We start from the raw sequence: 14957 nt of genomic DNA, 5'->3' as shown, positions 1-14957 counted from the left end.
CAAAGGAAATATATGAGTGTAGTAGCTCCAAAAAATATCCCAGTTTGGGTAGATGAATTTCGGTGTAAGGCTTGTAATATTTGCGTAAGCTATTGTCCAGCAGGAGTTTTAGCTATGCGTGATGATGTACATGCAGTTTTGGGACAAATGATAGAAGTTGTGCATCCAGAATCTTGCATAGGTTGTACTGAATGTGAAACACATTGTCCAGATTTTGCAATTATGGTGGCAAAAAGAGATGAGTTTAAATTTGCTAAACTTACTCCAGAAGCTAAAGATAGAGCTTTAGCCGTAAAAAACAACAAGTATAAAAAATTGGCATAGGAAAAAATAATGAGAGAAGTTATAGCAACAGGTAATGTTTTAATTGCACAAGCAGCAATTGATTGTGGATGTAAATTTTTTGGTGGTTATCCTATTACTCCAAGTAGCGAAATTGCACACGAATTAAGTCACATGCTTCCTGCAAATGATGGGACTTTTATACAAATGGAAGATGAGATTTCAGGAATTAGCGTAGCAATCGGTGCAGCAATGAGCGGAGTAAAGGCTATGACAGCAAGTAGCGGTCCAGGAATTTCTTTAAAAGCAGAGCAAATTGGACTTGCGTTTATTGCCGAAATTCCACTTGTGATTGTCAATGTTATGCGTGGAGGCCCATCAACAGGTCTTCCAACAAGAGTAGCACAAGGAGATTTGTTTCAAGCAAAAGCACCTACTCACGGAGATTTTGCAAGTATAGCTATCGCGCCTGCTTCTCTTGAAGAGGCGTATTTAGAGACTATAAGGGCTTTTAATTTGGCTGAAAAATATATGACTCCAGTATTTTTGCTTATGGATGAAACTGTTGGACATATGAATGGAAAAGCAGTATTGCCAGATTTAAAAGATATTAAAATCTATAATCGTAAAAAATTCGAAGGAAATAAAAAAGATTATAAACCTTATGCGGCTAATGAAAATGAACCAGCAACTCTAAATCCTTTCTTTACAGGTTATCGTTATCACGTAACAGGACTTCACCATGGAGATATAGGCTTTCCAACTGAAGATGGTACTATAGTAAAGAAAAATATAGAAAGACTTATAGGTAAGATTAATAACAATCGTGAAGATATTTGCGCCTATGAAGAATATATGCTCGAAGATGCTGAATTTTTAATCATAGCCTATGGAAGTGTGAGTCGTTCTGCAAAAGAGGCTATTATTAGACTTAGAGAAGAAGGTATCAAAGCAGGACTTTTTCGTCCTATTACTCTTTATCCTGTAGCAGAGAAAAAAATTGCCGAAGTGGTAAGTAAATTTAAAAAAGTTATGGTAAGCGAACTTAATATGGGACAATATCTTGAAGAAATTGAGAGAGTGTCTTCACGTCGCGATTTTATTAGCTTACATCGTGCAAATGGTCGTCCTATAACCCCTAGTGAAATCATTGCAAAAGTAAAGGAGAATATATAAAATGGCATTTAATTATGATGAATATTTAAGAACAGATAAACTTCCAACTCAGTGGTGTTGGGGATGCGGCGATGGTGTTGTTTTAAAATGTATTATCCGTGCAATAGAAAAACTTGGTTGGAATATGGATGATGTTTGTCTTGTTTCAGGGATTGGTTGTAGCGGTAGAATGAGTTCTTATGTAAATTGCAATACTGTACATACTACACATGGTAGAGCTATTGCCTATGCAACAGGAATAAAACTAGCAAATCCTACAAAACACGTGATAGTTGTAAGTGGAGATGGTGATACTTTAGCAATTGGTGGAAATCATACTATACATGGTTGTCGTAGAAATATAGATTTAACCCACATAGTGATCAATAATTTTATTTATGGACTTACAAATTCTCAGACTTCTCCAACAACTCCAAAGGGTTTTTACACGGTAACTGCACAATTTGGAAATATCGATCCGAATTTTGATGCTTGTGAATTAACAAAGGCTGCAGGAGCTTCTTTTGTTGCAAGAGGAAATGTTATAGAGGCTAATAAACTTGAGAATTTAATTTATAAGGCTTTAGCTCACAAAGGTTATAGTTTTGTAGATGTTTTTTCAAATTGTCATATCAATCTAGGAAGAAAAAATAAAATGGGAGAAGCAACTGCAATGCTTGATTGGATTAAAAATCGCGTTGTAGATAAGACTAAGTTTGAAAGTATGGATTTTGAAGAAAGAAAAGATAAATTTCCAACAGGAATACTTCACGAGGATAATTCTCAACCAGAATATTGCCAAGCTTATGAAGAAGTGCGTCGTGCAGCTAAGGAAAAAAGAATGGTAGATTTAGGAGCTTTAAAATGAAATATCAATTAAGATTCGGTGGTGAAGGTGGTCAAGGAGTGATCACTGCGGGAGAAATTTTAGCTGAAGCAGCCATTAAAGAAGGACGTCAAGCTTTTAAAGCCTCTACTTACACTTCTCAAGTGCGAGGAGGTCCTACAAAAGTAGATATTATCATAGATGATAAAGAAATTCTTTTTCCTTATGCTATAGAAGGAGAAGTTAATTTTATGCTTTCAACTGCTGATAAGGGTTATAAGGGTTTTCGCAGTGGTGTAAAAGAAGGTGGAATTATCGTTGTAGAACCTAATTTAGTACATCCTGAAAATGAAGATTATAAAAGATGGCAGATTTTTGAAATTCCAATCATTACTATAGCCAAAGATGAGGTAGGCAATGTCGCAACTCAATCTGTTGTAGCTTTAGCCATTGCTGCTTATATGAGTCAATGTATTGATTTAGAAGTTTTAAAAGAAACAATGCTTCATATGGTTCCATCAAAAACCCGTGATGCAAATTCAAAAGCCTTTGATTTGGGCATTAAATATGCAAAAGAAACTAAACCGAAGTCTTTGTAATTTTTTGAGGTTTAAAAACCTCAAAATCTTTTCTAGTTTTTTAATTTAGCTACTTTTAACGATTAAAATTTTATAATCAAAAACTTATATTTTCAAGGAAAACAATGGATATTTTTGATGAAATGTTTAACAAAACTCCTAAAGAAAAATTTATAGAAATAATACAGAATGGAAATTTGGGAGCTTTGGAGAAAGTCTTTGAAAATTTTTTCTCTGAGTATATTGCTATGATAGAACTTTTGGAAAAACAAGGTTTAAATGAAATAGATGTTAAAAATTTCATACTTGAAAATGGAGATTTTATAGAACAAAGACAAAATGATATTTATATAGAATTGGGTGTAAAAATTTTAGGACACGAAGGCTAATGCAAAAATTTTTGAGTAATTTTTTTATATCATTATTTTTTTTAAGCAATTTGAATGCAGCTCCTACTTTTGAATATACTTATAAATTTGTTCTAAAAAAAGACGAAAGGGCAAGTGTTCAAATTAAAGAAATTGGTTATGAAGATAAGATTCAAAATTTTGATTTTTATTGGACTTTATTTGATAATACAAATATAATTGTACATTCTAAATTTCGAAAATATCCACGTCAATTTGTAATGAGTTTGCGTAGAAATTTAGACTGGGTAACACAAACTTTAATTCCTGATTATACTAATCCAAATATAGATAGAGCAAGACTTATTTTAGAATTTAGTGGTTATAATAAAGGTTTAGCAACTTTTACAGTTTATATTGAAGATAAGGAGTCTCGTGTGATGGTGGAATTTTTAGATCCAAGAAAAAAACCACTTACAAATCCGCCAAAAAATAATCAAGTCGTTCCTATGATTGATTTAAATAAACCGCAAGTGAAACCACTTACAAATTGGGAAAAATAGTAAATAAGGGATTAAATATGGAAGCAATTGATGATTTAATAAAACAATTTTTAAAAGAACTTAATTATGAGCCTATTTTAGAAATGCTTTCTAATGTTAGATCGGGTAAAAAATTGCGTTCAAAATTACTTTTAGCTATTGCAGGAGAAAGCAAAGAGTCTTTAAAAATTTGTGCAGCAATCGAGCTTATACATTTAGCCAGTTTGTTACATGATGATATTATCGATGAAAGTAATCTTAGAAGAGGTTCAAAATCTGTAAATTATGAATTTGGGACTAAAAATGCTTTAATGCTAGGGGATATTTTGTATTCTAAAGCTTTTTATGAACTAAGCCAGATGAATGCTCGATTTGCAAGTATTATTTCTGATGCGGTTGTAAAACTTGCTATAGGTGAGCTTATGGATGTAAATTTAAGCAAAAATTTTAATACAGATAAAGAAAAATATCTTACAATGATTTATAATAAGACAGCAGTTTTGATCGAGGCAAGTGCAAAATGTGGAGCTATCTTAGCAGGTTATGATGAGAGTTCCTTTGGAGAATATGGAAAGAATTTAGGACTTGCTTTTCAGATGGTTGATGATATTTTAGACATTAAGGGTGATGATAAAACCTTAGGTAAGCCTGCTATGGCTGATTTTAAAGAAGGAAAAACTACCTTGCCTTATATTTATCTTTTTGAAAATCTAGATAAGGAAGAAAAGGTTAAATTAAAAAATTTATTTCGAAAAGATCTAAATGAAGAAGAAAATTTGTGGATAAAAACTCGATTTAAAGAAAAAGAAATTTTAGAAAAATCAGTTTTAGAAGTCAAAAAATATACTAAAAATGCAATAGATGCTATAGATAAATATTCTAATCAAAAGTTAAAAGATATTGTTAAAGCAATAACAGATAGGGATTTTTAATGTATTATTGTATTTCTTTTACCCATAAAAATACAGACATTGCTTTAAGAGAAAGATTAAGTTTTTCAGATGAAGCAAAAAAATATGAATTTTTGCGTATGTTAAAAACTTATGAAAATATTGAAGAATGTTTAGTCATTAGTACCTGTAATCGTGTTGAAATTATAGCTTTTGTTAAAAAATCTTGTGTAAATTTTATTATAAAATCTTTAGCTTTATTGTGTGATGTCGATCAAGATGAATTATTTAAAAAAGCCGATATTTTTGAAGATAGCGGAGCCATACACCATCTTTTTTCAGTGGCAAGTTCTTTAGATAGCCTTGTTATTGGAGAAACTCAAATTGTAGGTCAAATTAAAGATGCTTTTTCTTTTTCCATAAAAAATGAATTTTGCAAAACCCATCTTTCAAGAGCTGTGCATTATGCTTTTAAATGTGCTGCTAAGATTCGCAATGAAACTCAAATTTCAAAAAATCCTATTTCTGTGGCGAGTGTAGCTGTGGCTAATGCAAAAGAGCTTTTAGATTTAGCACAAAAACAAGCTATAGTTATAGGTGCAGGAGAAATGGCAGAACTTACGGCAAAACATTTAATTGCTAGTGGTGCTAGAGTTATTATTTTAAATCGTGATATTCAAAAAGCGAGCCAACTTTGCGAAAAATTAGGAAATTCAAGTAAATATGATAGCTTAGATAATTTAAAAAATTATTTAGATAGTTATGAACTTTTTTTCTCAGCCACTAATGCACCTGATGCCATTATAACCAATTCATTGATTGATGAGGTTCAACATAAACGATATTTTTTTGATATTGCCGTTCCTCGTGATATTGATATAGATAAAAATGATAAAATAATTGTTTTTGCAGTTGATGATCTTCAAGAAGTTGTACAAAAAAATATGACTTTAAGAGAAAATGAAGCTCGTATGGCATATAGCATTATAGGCCAAGAAACAGCAAATTTTTTTAAATATTTAAATGATTTAGCACTTAGTCCTATTATTAAAGCAATTCGTTTGCAAGCTAAAGAATGTGCAGAAGTGCAACTTAATATCGCATTAAAAAAGGGATATTTAAAATATTCTGATGAAAACGAAGCACGAAAGCTTATTCATCAGGTGTTTAAAGCTTTTTTACATACACCAACTATAAATTTGAAACATCTTCAAGGAAAAATTCAAAGCGATACAGTAATTAATGCTATGCGTTATGTTTTTGACTTAAATAATGATCTTGAAGGTTTAAACCAATATAAATGTGAATTTGATATGGAGAATGATAATGAAATTTAGCCAGCTATATGCACCAAGCACAAAAGAAACCCCAAAAGATGCAAGTTTGCCAAGTCATATATTTTTAATGCGTGCAGGGTTTATAGAGCAAATTGGTAGTGGACTTTATAATTTTTTGCCTTTAGGAAAAAGAGTTTTAGATAAAATTCGTATCATTGTTAAAGAAGAAATGGATAAAGTTGGTGCACAAGAAGTAAATTTAAGTTTTGTTACGCCGGCTAATTTGTGGCAAGAAAGTGGGCGTTATAATGTTTTTGGAAAAGAGCTTTTGCGTTTTAAAGATAGAAAGGAAAATGATTTTGTTTTAGGACCAACTCATGAAGAGGCTATGCTTTCTTTGGTTAAAAATAAAATTACAAGCTATAAACAACTTCCTTTGCATTTATATCAAATTGGTTGGAAATTTAGAGATGAAGCACGTCCGCGTTTTGGGCTTTTAAGATGTAGAGAATTCTTAATGAAGGATGGCTATAGCTTTCATAAAAATGAAGAAGATTTAACGCGTGAATTTGATCTGATGTTTGAAACATATTCTCGTATTTTAACAAGAATGGGGCTTGAATTTAGAGCCGTTGAAGCTGATAGTGGAGCAATTGGTGGGAGCGGATCTAAAGAATTTATGGTTTTGGCAAAAAATGGAGAAGATGATATTTTACTTTGTGAAAATTGTGATTATGCGGCAAATATTGAAGCGGCGAAAAGAGCTAAACAAACTTGTAAAAATGAACGCCCAGAAGCTAGCTATGCGAGTAAATTTCATACGCCTGATGTTAAAAGCATTAAAGAATTGGCCGATTTTTTCAAGATTGATGAATTTTACACTATCAAAGCTGTTGCAAAAAAAGCTATCTATGAGAATGAAAGCAAATTGGTCGTATTTTTTATACGTGGATGTGATGATTTGCAAGAAGTTAAAGCACAAAACGCTTGTAAGGCTTTAGAGCTTATTGATGCAGATGAAAGCGAACTGATTGATGCGGGATTAATTCCTGGTTTTATCGGATTTGTAGGGCTTAAAAATGTAGATTTTTATCTCGATCAAGAGCTTGAAAATGAAAAACAAATGATTGTTGGTGCAAATGAAAAAGATTATCATTTAATAGGAATTGATGTTGTTAATTTAAACAAAGATCGCTTTAAAGATTTAGTAGAGGTTAAAGAAAACGATTGTTGTGTAAAATGTGGCGGAAAACTAAAAAAGAGTAAAGGCATAGAAGTAGGGCATATTTTTAAACTCGGTCAAAAATATTCTAATGCTATGAATGCATATTTTTTAGATGAAAATGGTAAAAGTCAAGCTTTTCATATGGGATGCTATGGAATAGGAGTTTCACGTTTAGTTGCTGTTGCAGTTGAAGCGAGTCACGATGAAAAGGGTTGTATTTGGAATCAAACTCTAGCTCCTTTTGTGGTTGATATTATAATTTCAAATATCAAAGATGAAGAAGCTTGTAAATTTGCAAACGAGCTTTATATGCAATTGAAAGATTTAGGTATAGAAGCATTACTTGATGATAGAAATGAACGTTTTGGTGTAAAAATGAATGATTTTGAACTAATGGGTTTTCCTTATGCGTTGATAATTGGTAAAGGTTTACAAAATAATGAAATAGAACTAATTCAAAGAGAAAATTTAAATAAAGAACTTGTTAAAACAGAACATATCATAGAAATTTTAAAGAAGAAAATATTATGAATTATAAACTTAAATTAAGTCCTTTATTTATTTTAGAAATCGTTTGTAGTTTTTTATTTATTATGTTTTTTGGCTTTGGAAATTTCTTAATTTTTATTTTATTAAGCCTGATATTTGGTGTTATACTTTTAGGAATTTTTTGGAAAAATATGCTTGAATTTCAAATGACAAGTTTTAAAAATATGTTAACACAATTTTCCTTTGTGGTTGCAGGGTTTTTATTTATTTTTCCAGGAGTGATTACGAGTATTTTTGGATTTTTAGTTTTTTTATTTGGTCTTTTTTTAGAAATTATGACAAAAACAAAATATAAATATACGCATAAAAAAAGCCAAAATTCTAACGAAGAAATCATTGATGTTGAAATCATAGAGGAAGAAAAATGAATCAATTAATTATAGCTACAAGAAAAAGTGCATTAGCTCTTTGGCAAAGCGAGTATATAGCTCAAATTTTAAAAAATGAACATAATATAGAAGTTATTTTAGAGGGATTTAAAACAAAAGGAGATGTTTTACTTGATTCTCCTTTGGCTAAAATTGGTGGCAAGGGGCTTTTTACAAAAGAACTTGAAGAAAGTATGCTTCGTAATGAAGCTCATTTGGCAGTGCATAGTTTAAAAGATGTTCCAAGCTTTTTTCCAAAAGGTTTAGTCTTAGCAGCTGTAAGTAAAAGAGAAAAAAGTAATGATGCAATGCTTAGTCAAAAATATCAAGATTTTTCTTCATTACCCAAAGGAGCAAAAATAGGCACAACAAGTTTAAGACGTAAAATGCAACTTTTATTATTAAGACCTGATTTAGAGATTATTTCTTTACGCGGAAATGTAAATTCTCGTATAGAAAAATTAAAAAATGGTGATTTTGATGCTATTATACTTGCTATAGCAGGTATTAAACGTTTAGGCTTAGATAAGGAAGTTAATTTTATTTATGAATTTAGCAAAGATGAATTAATTCCCGCTGCATCTCAAGGAGCTTTAGGTATAGAAAGTATTGAAGATGTGAAAATTTTAGATTTGCTAAAATGCTTAAATGATGAAAATACTTTAATAGAAACTACCATAGAAAGAGAATTTATCGCCACTTTAGAGGGTGGATGTCAAGTTCCTATAGGGATTAATGCAGAACTTAAAGAAGATACAATTTGTATTCGTGCTATACTTGGCTTACCTGACGCAAGTCAAATTTTAAAAGATAAAAAAATAATCAAAAAAAATGATTTTAAAGGTTTTGGAAAAATTTTAGCAAGAGAATTTATAAATAAAGGCGCTAAAGAACTTTTAAAAAAAGCAGAGGGTATGATATGAAAGATTTTATCCAGATTTTAAAGGAGAATAATTTATTAAAAATTATAGAAGATCCTGTAGATGTAAATCTTGAAATTCCACATTTAGCTTATATAGAAGCAAAAAAAATGGAAGAGGGAAAAGCTTTACTTTTTAAAAATCCCATAGATAAAAAGTTGGAAAAAAAATATAAATTTCCAGTTTTAATGAATACTTTTTGTAATAAAAAAGCTTTAAATTTAGCTTTTGGAAGAGATTTTAATGAGGTGGCTAATGAAATTTCAAAATTAACCAAACTTCATATTCCTACAAATTTTAAAGCGAAAATGGATTTTTTCTTAAATTTGTTAAGCCTTAAAAATGTTCCGCCTAAAAGATTAAAAGACGATAAAGCTTTATATAATTATGAAATTTTAACTTCTCTTAAAGAACTTCCTATACTCAAAACTTGGGCAGATGATGCTGGAAAATTTATTACAATGGGGCAAGTTTATACTCATAATTTAGATAAAACTCAAAATAATCTTGGAATGTATCGTTTGCAAGTAAGTGGAGAAAATGAACTTTTGATGCATTGGCAAATCCATAAAGACGGTGCTAATTTTTATCATGAGTATAAAAAGGCAGGTTTTAAAAAAATGCCTGTTAGTGTAGCTATTGGAGGAGATCCACTTTATATTTGGTGTTCTCAAGCTCCATTGCCAAAAGGAATTTTTGAACTTTTGCTCTATGGTTTTATCAAAAAAAATCCCGCCAAGCTCACACCTTGTGAAAATGGTGTTTTTGTTCCTTTTGATAGTGATATAGTTATAGAGGGTTATGTAGACTTGGAAGAATTTAAGATAGAAGGACCTTTTGGAGATCATACAGGTTTTTATACCCCTGCAGAGCTTTTTCCTGTAATGAAGGTTGAAAAAATTTATGCTAAAAAAGATGCCATCTATCAAGCAACTGTTGTAGGAAAACCTCCTTTAGAGGACAGGATTATGGGGCTTGGAACTGAGCGCATTTTCTTACCTCTTTTGCAAACTTCTGTTCCGGATCTGATTGATTATAAAATGCCTGAAAATGGAGTTTTTCATAATCTTATTTTAGCTAAAATCGATGCAAAATATCCCGCACACGCACAACAGATTATGCATGCTTTTTGGGGAGTGGGGCAAATGAGTTTTGTTAAACATGCAATTTTTGTTGATAAAAATGCACCAAATTTAGACGATTATGATACATTAATCCCTTATATACTCAATCGTTTTTGTGTAGAAAAACTCCTTATTAGCGAAGGAATTTGTGATCAACTTGACCACGCTTCGCCTAATTCTTGTTTTGGTGGAAAAGCAGGACTTGATGCTTGTGATAAAAATGAGATAGAAGAGCTTGAAATTTTAGAAGACGAAAAATTGCTAGAACTTTTTAGAACCGAAGTGGAACTTATCGGTTTAAAACAATTTTATAAAGAATGTAAGAGTCCTATAGTTTGCATTTTACTTGATAAAAAAGAAAGAAATTCTCAAGTTTTTGAAAAACTATTGAAATTTAAAAAGCATTTTAGAATTTTAGTGTTTTTAGATGCAAATAATAAATTAGAAAATCCTTATATGCTTATATGGCGTGTAGTTAATAATATAGATGCAAAAAGAGATTTGTTTATACAAGAGTGCAGATTAGCTATAGATGCAAGCACTAAAGGCGAAATCGAAGGTTATGCTAGAACTTGGCCTAAACAGACTGATTGTAATGAAAGTGTAATAAAAGATCTTATTTTGCGAAATATCTTAGAAAACGATGCGCAATTGTTTAAAAAGTTTGAAATTGTAGGTTAAAAATTTATTGGCACACTTTTTGCTTGTAAAAAATATATAAAAATTTTTGAAATTTTTATTAAAAGAGTGTTTATAAATTTATTTTTTTGCCGATATAGACTTTAACTAGCAATAAATTAAAATTTTAAAAAGGATTTTAAAATGGAAATTTCGAAGGCAAATGAACAAAGGGACGTGGTTTTGACTAATGCTAGTCAAAGGACAGAGAAGGCACAAAAAGCTAATTCAGACATTCAAATTGAAAAGCAAGGTAATGATGGTAATGAGCAAAATTTGAATGATCAATTAGCGGATATTGCAAAAAAATTAAATGAACAAATGGATTCATTAGATACCAATATTCGTTTTGGTTATAGTGATAAACTTGATTCATTATACATCAGTGTAACTGAGAAAAGCACAGGTAGAGAAATTCGTAAGATTCCTAGCGAGGAAGCTATGAGATTGCGTGAATATTTTAAAGATGTAATCGGTATGATTTTTGATAAGGAGAGTTAAAAATGGCATTAGGTACTTTATCGAGTTTGGGTTTTGGTTCCGGAGTTTTAACACAAGAGACTTTAGATAAGTTAAAAGAAGCAGAAGAAAAACAACGTGTAGATTCTTATACGACAAAAATAGAAGAAAATACGACAAAACAAAAAGATTTAACTGAGATAAAAACAAAATTACTTGCGTTTCAAACAGCAGTTTCTTCTTTAGGAGATGCAACCGTTTTTGCAAAAAGAAAAGTGAATGCGAGCGTAAGTACAAATCCTCCAGCAAGTTTAACAGCTAGTAGTGGTGTTTCTTTACAGAGTATGAAGGTTAATGTTACTCAACTTGCACAAAAAGATGTTTATCAAAGTAAGGGTTTAAAAAATGATAGTGGTTATATTAATGCGAGTTTAAAAGAAGCAACAAATTTAACTTTTTTTTCCAATGGTAAAGAATATACCGTAACCATTGATAAAAATACAACCTATAAAGATTTAGCACAAAAAATTAATGATGCGAGTGGTGGTGAGATCGTTGCAAAGATTGTAAATACTGGAGAAAAAGACACTCCATATCGTTTGACTTTAACAAGCAAAGAAACTGGAGAAGATCACGCGATCAGTTTTTATCCTGGAAAAAAGGATGCTGATGGAAAATACCAAATTGATGAGAATGCAAAAAATGTTTTTGAAAATCTTGGTTGGAAATTAGATGATAAAGCTTTAGTAGAAGAAGGTTATGATCCTTCTAAAAGCAAAAATGGTGTTGGAATTATAGATAATGAAGAAAATCCTTTACATATTCAAAAGGCACAAAATGCAGAATTTACCCTCGATGGAATCAAAATGTCAAGATCAAGCAATACAATCGATGATTTAGGCGTAGGTATTACCTTAACTTTAAATTCAACTGGAGAAATTAATTTTGATATCCAACAAGATAATGAAGCTGTAACTAAAACAATGCAAGAATTAGTAGATGCTTACAATGATTTAGTAACTCAATTAAATGCTGCTACAGATTATAATACTGAAACTGGGACTAAAGGAACTTTACAAGGGGTTAATGAGGTAAGTTCTATTCGTTCAAGTATTATTTCAGCTTTATTCGATTCTCAATCTGTAAGCGGAACTGTTGAGGACGATAATGGTAATAAAGTCAGCGCTAATGTTATGCTTTCTATGCAAGATTTTGGTTTGAGTTTGGATAAAAATGGAAATTTGAGTTTTGATTCTTCTAAATTTGAAAGCAAGGTAAAAGAAGATCCAGATCTTGCAGAAAGTTTTTTTGCTGGAATTACAAAATATGAAGATATTAACCATACTGGAGATTTAATAAAAACAGGCAGTCTAGATAAATATTTAAGTAAAGATGAAAGTGATGATAAGGGAATAACTTTTGAAACAGGTCAATTTACTATAGTTTTCAATAATGAAACTTATGACCTTTCAAAAACTGTAGATGGAACCAAGTTTAAGCTTACAGGTAGCACAGAAGAGGAAATGTTACAAAAATTAGCTAGTCATATCAATAGTCTTGGTATCGAAGGGCTGGATGTTAAGGTTGAAAGTTATGATAAAAATGGGGAACAGGGTTTTAAGCTAAAATTTAGCGGTGATGGTAGTTCAGATTTTGCGATCAAAGGAGATAAAGATTTTCTTAAACAATTTGGTTTGAGTGAAACGACGATTGCTGCAAAACCTATAGAAGGTAAAGGTATTTTTGCTCAACTTAAATCAACACTTCAAGGGATAACAGGAACGAATGGTTCATTAACTAAATATGATGAAAGTTTAACTAATGATACTAAAGCTTTAAAAGAATCAAAAGAATCGGCTCAAGAGCTGATTGATACAAAATATGATACTATGGCAAATCAATGGTTGCAATATGAGAGTATTTTAAATAAATTAAATCAGCAATTAACCACTGTTACAAACATGATTAATGCTGCAAATAATTCAAATAATTAAGGATATATTCGATGCAAAATAGTTTAGCTTATAATGCTTATTCTCAAAGTCAAGTTGGAATAGAATCTCCACAAAAACTTATCGAAATGCTTTATGAAGGAATCTTGCGTTTTTGTGCTAGGGCTAAAGTGGCAATAAAAAATGAAGATATAGAGCAAAGAGTTTATTTTGTAAAGCGAAGCACTGCTATTTTTATTGAGTTGATTAACAATTTAGATTATGAAAAAGGCGGAGATGTTGCCCACTATCTTAGTGGGCTTTATACTAGAGAAATTCAACTTTTATCTTTAGCAAATTTGGAAAATAATGAAGCAAGAATAGATGAAGTGATTAATGTAACTAAGGGCTTGTTAGAAGCTTGGAGAGATGTGCATAATAATGAAGAAATGGCTTGAAGATTTTAAACTCGCTTTGATACAAGAAGACGTAAATACATTGGAAAGTCTTTTAGATGATTTAAATCTTAAAGACTTTGCCATCAATACTGCTCAAAAATCAAATAATGATGAAGAGCTTAGAGAAAATATAAATGATGCTCTAGTTCAAATTCAAGCTTTATTACAAGAAGCTTTAAAATTAATTGCAGCAAAAAAAGATAATAAAGCTAATGAGATTCGAAAATTTCAAAAAGCCTTGAAGTATTTTAATTCTTAAAAAAATAAAACTTTTTCTATATATTTTTTAAATTAATTATAATTACTATTGTGATATATTAGTAAAGAATTTAGTTTTTGTATTTATTGGATAAGTTTTCATTAAATTATAAGCAAGTCAGTGTTAGAATTAAAAAATTTTATAAAATTCTTGAGGAAACAATGAAAGATTTATTTTTATTCAGTTCTTTGCTAGATCCTAGTCATACTTTTTCTTATTTTTTTCATTTGGCTTTAGTGATTTTTATTGCTGTAGTTATTGCTATAATGGCTACTCGTTCTATGCAACTTGTACCTCGTGGTATGCAAAATTTAGGAGAGGCTTTTTTAGAGGGTGTTCTTTCTATGGGAAAAGATACCTTAGGAAATGAAAAAGATGCTAGAAAATATCTTCCTTTGGTAGCAACTTTGGGTATTATTATATTTTTTAGTAATATTATAGGAATCATTCCAGGTTTTCATTCACCTACCGCAAGTTTAAATTTAACCTTATCTTTAGCTCTTATAGTTTTTATTTATTATCACTTTGAAGGTATTAGAACTCAAGGAGTTGTTAAATATTTTTCTCATTTTATGGGCCCTATTAAATTTCTTGCTCCGCTTATGTTTCCTATAGAGATCGTTTCGCACTTTTCTCGCGTGATTTCTTTATCTTTTCGTCTTTTTGGAAATATAAAAGGCGATGATTTATTTTTAATGGTTATCTTAGCCCTTGTTCCATATGTAGCACCACTTCCTGCATATGTGCTTTTAACTTTTATGGCATTTTTACAAGCTTTTATTTTTATGATTTTAACCTATGTATATTTAGCAGGAGCTGTTAAAATAGAGGAAGATCATTGATCTACATTTTAGAATTTTTCAAAGGTGCATCTTTAGCTTTAATGGTTTTTGGTGCATTTTTGATGTTTTTTAGATTCGATTCTTATTTTTATTTATGTTTAGGACTTTTACCAGGTTTGCTTTTGGTTTTAATTTTTGCTTTGCTTATAGAAAATTATGAACTTAAAATGAAATTATAAAACACTTTTTGTTGATTTTTAGGATAATTTTTTCTTTATCTTTAATATTTTTAAAGTCGTTTTGAAAG

18 protein-coding genes are annotated in these 14957 nt (G+C 30.5%); all 18 read left to right on the top strand.

The genetic code is table 11. The features are described from left to right. The first annotated feature begins 12 nt into the window (after positions 1–12). The 18 genes from CQA69_RS01070 (at position 13) to CQA69_RS00985 (ending at position 14889) form a co-directional block, all read left to right on the top strand. Positions 13–324: a 4Fe-4S binding protein gene (locus CQA69_RS01070; RefSeq protein WP_137619992.1), complete on the top strand. Its 312-nt coding sequence runs from the start codon at positions 13–15 to the stop codon at positions 322–324. A 9-nt stretch (positions 325–333) separates the two neighbouring features. Then, entirely contained in the window at positions 334–1458 is a 1125-nt protein-coding gene (locus CQA69_RS01065) for a 2-oxoglutarate synthase subunit alpha (RefSeq protein WP_137619991.1), read from the top strand. Position 1459: 1 nt separating this feature from the next. Beyond that, positions 1460–2305: a 2-oxoglutarate ferredoxin oxidoreductase subunit beta gene (locus CQA69_RS01060; RefSeq protein ID WP_137619990.1), complete on the top strand. Its 846-nt coding sequence runs from the start codon at positions 1460–1462 to the stop codon at positions 2303–2305. Then, positions 2302–2862, top strand: a complete 561-nt coding sequence (locus CQA69_RS01055) for a 2-oxoacid:acceptor oxidoreductase family protein (RefSeq protein ID WP_137619989.1) — start codon at positions 2302–2304, stop codon at positions 2860–2862. The genes CQA69_RS01060 and CQA69_RS01055 overlap by 4 nt, the downstream gene beginning before the upstream one ends. A 104-nt stretch (positions 2863–2966) precedes the next feature. Beyond that, on the top strand, positions 2967–3230 hold the full coding sequence (locus tag CQA69_RS01050) for a DUF2018 family protein (RefSeq protein ID WP_137619988.1): 264 nt from the start codon (positions 2967–2969) through the stop codon (positions 3228–3230). Beyond that, positions 3230–3751, top strand: coding sequence for an exporting protein (locus tag CQA69_RS01045; RefSeq protein WP_137619987.1), 522 nt, complete (start codon positions 3230–3232; stop codon positions 3749–3751). The genes CQA69_RS01050 and CQA69_RS01045 overlap by 1 nt, the downstream gene beginning before the upstream one ends. A gap of 17 nt (positions 3752–3768) precedes the next feature. After that, a complete protein-coding gene (locus tag CQA69_RS01040; RefSeq protein WP_137619986.1) occupies positions 3769–4662 on the top strand; it encodes a polyprenyl synthetase family protein in 894 nt (297 codons plus the stop codon). Continuing rightward, a complete protein-coding gene (gene hemA, locus CQA69_RS01035; RefSeq protein WP_137619985.1) occupies positions 4662–5957 on the top strand; it encodes a glutamyl-tRNA reductase in 1296 nt (431 codons plus the stop codon). The genes CQA69_RS01040 and hemA overlap by 1 nt, the downstream gene beginning before the upstream one ends. Continuing rightward, the gene (locus CQA69_RS01030) at positions 5947–7653 is read left to right on the top strand and encodes a proline--tRNA ligase (RefSeq protein ID WP_407924061.1); all 1707 of its coding nucleotides are present in this window, start codon (positions 5947–5949) and stop codon (positions 7651–7653) included. Before hemA ends, CQA69_RS01030 begins: the two co-directional genes overlap by 11 nt. Then, positions 7650–8039, top strand: a complete 390-nt coding sequence (locus CQA69_RS01025; RefSeq protein ID WP_137619984.1) for an FxsA family protein — start codon at positions 7650–7652, stop codon at positions 8037–8039. The genes CQA69_RS01030 and CQA69_RS01025 overlap by 4 nt, the downstream gene beginning before the upstream one ends. Next, positions 8036–8962 carry a hydroxymethylbilane synthase gene (gene hemC, locus CQA69_RS01020; RefSeq protein ID WP_137619983.1) on the top strand — a complete coding sequence of 309 codons (927 nt, stop codon included), beginning with the start codon at positions 8036–8038 and terminating at the stop codon, positions 8960–8962. Before CQA69_RS01025 ends, hemC begins: the two co-directional genes overlap by 4 nt. Further along, a complete protein-coding gene (locus tag CQA69_RS01015; protein ID WP_137619982.1) occupies positions 8959–10764 on the top strand; it encodes a menaquinone biosynthesis decarboxylase in 1806 nt (601 codons plus the stop codon). Before hemC ends, CQA69_RS01015 begins: the two co-directional genes overlap by 4 nt. A gap of 141 nt (positions 10765–10905) precedes the next feature. After that, positions 10906–11262: a FlaG family protein gene (locus tag CQA69_RS01010; RefSeq protein ID WP_137619981.1), complete on the top strand. Its 357-nt coding sequence runs from the start codon at positions 10906–10908 to the stop codon at positions 11260–11262. Positions 11263–11264: 2 nt separating this feature from the next. Then, positions 11265–13214: a flagellar filament capping protein FliD gene (fliD, locus tag CQA69_RS01005; RefSeq protein WP_137619980.1), complete on the top strand. Its 1950-nt coding sequence runs from the start codon at positions 11265–11267 to the stop codon at positions 13212–13214. Between the two features lie 11 nt (positions 13215–13225). Beyond that, entirely contained in the window at positions 13226–13609 is a 384-nt protein-coding gene (fliS, locus tag CQA69_RS01000; RefSeq protein ID WP_137619979.1) for a flagellar export chaperone FliS, read from the top strand. Further along, positions 13593–13868 carry a hypothetical protein gene (locus CQA69_RS00995; protein WP_137619978.1) on the top strand — a complete coding sequence of 92 codons (276 nt, stop codon included), beginning with the start codon at positions 13593–13595 and terminating at the stop codon, positions 13866–13868. The genes fliS and CQA69_RS00995 overlap by 17 nt, the downstream gene beginning before the upstream one ends. 161 nt (positions 13869–14029) lie before the next feature. After that, entirely contained in the window at positions 14030–14710 is a 681-nt protein-coding gene (locus tag CQA69_RS00990; protein WP_137619977.1) for a F0F1 ATP synthase subunit A, read from the top strand. Then, entirely contained in the window at positions 14707–14889 is a 183-nt protein-coding gene (locus CQA69_RS00985) for a hypothetical protein (protein ID WP_137619976.1), read from the top strand. Before CQA69_RS00990 ends, CQA69_RS00985 begins: the two co-directional genes overlap by 4 nt. The last annotated feature ends 68 nt before the right edge of the window (positions 14890–14957 follow it).

The organism is Campylobacter estrildidarum (genome assembly GCF_005406205.1).
GTDB classification, from domain to species: domain Bacteria; phylum Campylobacterota; class Campylobacteria; order Campylobacterales; family Campylobacteraceae; genus Campylobacter_D; species Campylobacter_D estrildidarum.
The sequence above is the reverse complement of the archived record's forward strand: the minus strand, read 5'-3'. Positions and strand labels throughout refer to the sequence as shown.

Excerpts from the sequence above, each read along its gene's own strand:
- CQA69_RS01010 (WP_137619981.1), top strand. The coding sequence starts at position 10,906 with ATGGAAATTTCGAAGGCAAATGAACAAAGGGACGTGGTTTTGACTAAT.
- CQA69_RS00995 (WP_137619978.1), top strand. The coding sequence starts at position 13,593 with ATGAAGAAATGGCTTGAAGATTTTAAACTCGCTTTGATACAAGAAGAC.
- CQA69_RS00990 (WP_137619977.1), top strand. The coding sequence starts at position 14,030 with ATGAAAGATTTATTTTTATTCAGTTCTTTGCTAGATCCTAGTCATACT.
- CQA69_RS01025 (WP_137619984.1), top strand. The coding sequence starts at position 7,650 with ATGAATTATAAACTTAAATTAAGTCCTTTATTTATTTTAGAAATCGTT.
- CQA69_RS01050 (WP_137619988.1), top strand. The coding sequence starts at position 2,967 with ATGGATATTTTTGATGAAATGTTTAACAAAACTCCTAAAGAAAAATTT.
- CQA69_RS01070 (WP_137619992.1), top strand. The coding sequence starts at position 13 with ATGAGTGTAGTAGCTCCAAAAAATATCCCAGTTTGGGTAGATGAATTT.
- CQA69_RS01015 (WP_137619982.1), top strand. The coding sequence starts at position 8,959 with ATGAAAGATTTTATCCAGATTTTAAAGGAGAATAATTTATTAAAAATT.
- fliD (WP_137619980.1), top strand. The coding sequence starts at position 11,265 with ATGGCATTAGGTACTTTATCGAGTTTGGGTTTTGGTTCCGGAGTTTTA.
- CQA69_RS01055 (WP_137619989.1), top strand. The coding sequence starts at position 2,302 with ATGAAATATCAATTAAGATTCGGTGGTGAAGGTGGTCAAGGAGTGATC.
- CQA69_RS01045 (WP_137619987.1), top strand. The coding sequence starts at position 3,230 with ATGCAAAAATTTTTGAGTAATTTTTTTATATCATTATTTTTTTTAAGC.
- CQA69_RS01060 (WP_137619990.1), top strand. The coding sequence starts at position 1,460 with ATGGCATTTAATTATGATGAATATTTAAGAACAGATAAACTTCCAACT.
- CQA69_RS01030 (WP_407924061.1), top strand. The coding sequence starts at position 5,947 with ATGAAATTTAGCCAGCTATATGCACCAAGCACAAAAGAAACCCCAAAA.
- fliS (WP_137619979.1), top strand. The coding sequence starts at position 13,226 with ATGCAAAATAGTTTAGCTTATAATGCTTATTCTCAAAGTCAAGTTGGA.
- CQA69_RS01065 (WP_137619991.1), top strand. The coding sequence starts at position 334 with ATGAGAGAAGTTATAGCAACAGGTAATGTTTTAATTGCACAAGCAGCA.
- hemA (WP_137619985.1), top strand. The coding sequence starts at position 4,662 with ATGTATTATTGTATTTCTTTTACCCATAAAAATACAGACATTGCTTTA.
- hemC (WP_137619983.1), top strand. The coding sequence starts at position 8,036 with ATGAATCAATTAATTATAGCTACAAGAAAAAGTGCATTAGCTCTTTGG.
- CQA69_RS01040 (WP_137619986.1), top strand. The coding sequence starts at position 3,769 with ATGGAAGCAATTGATGATTTAATAAAACAATTTTTAAAAGAACTTAAT.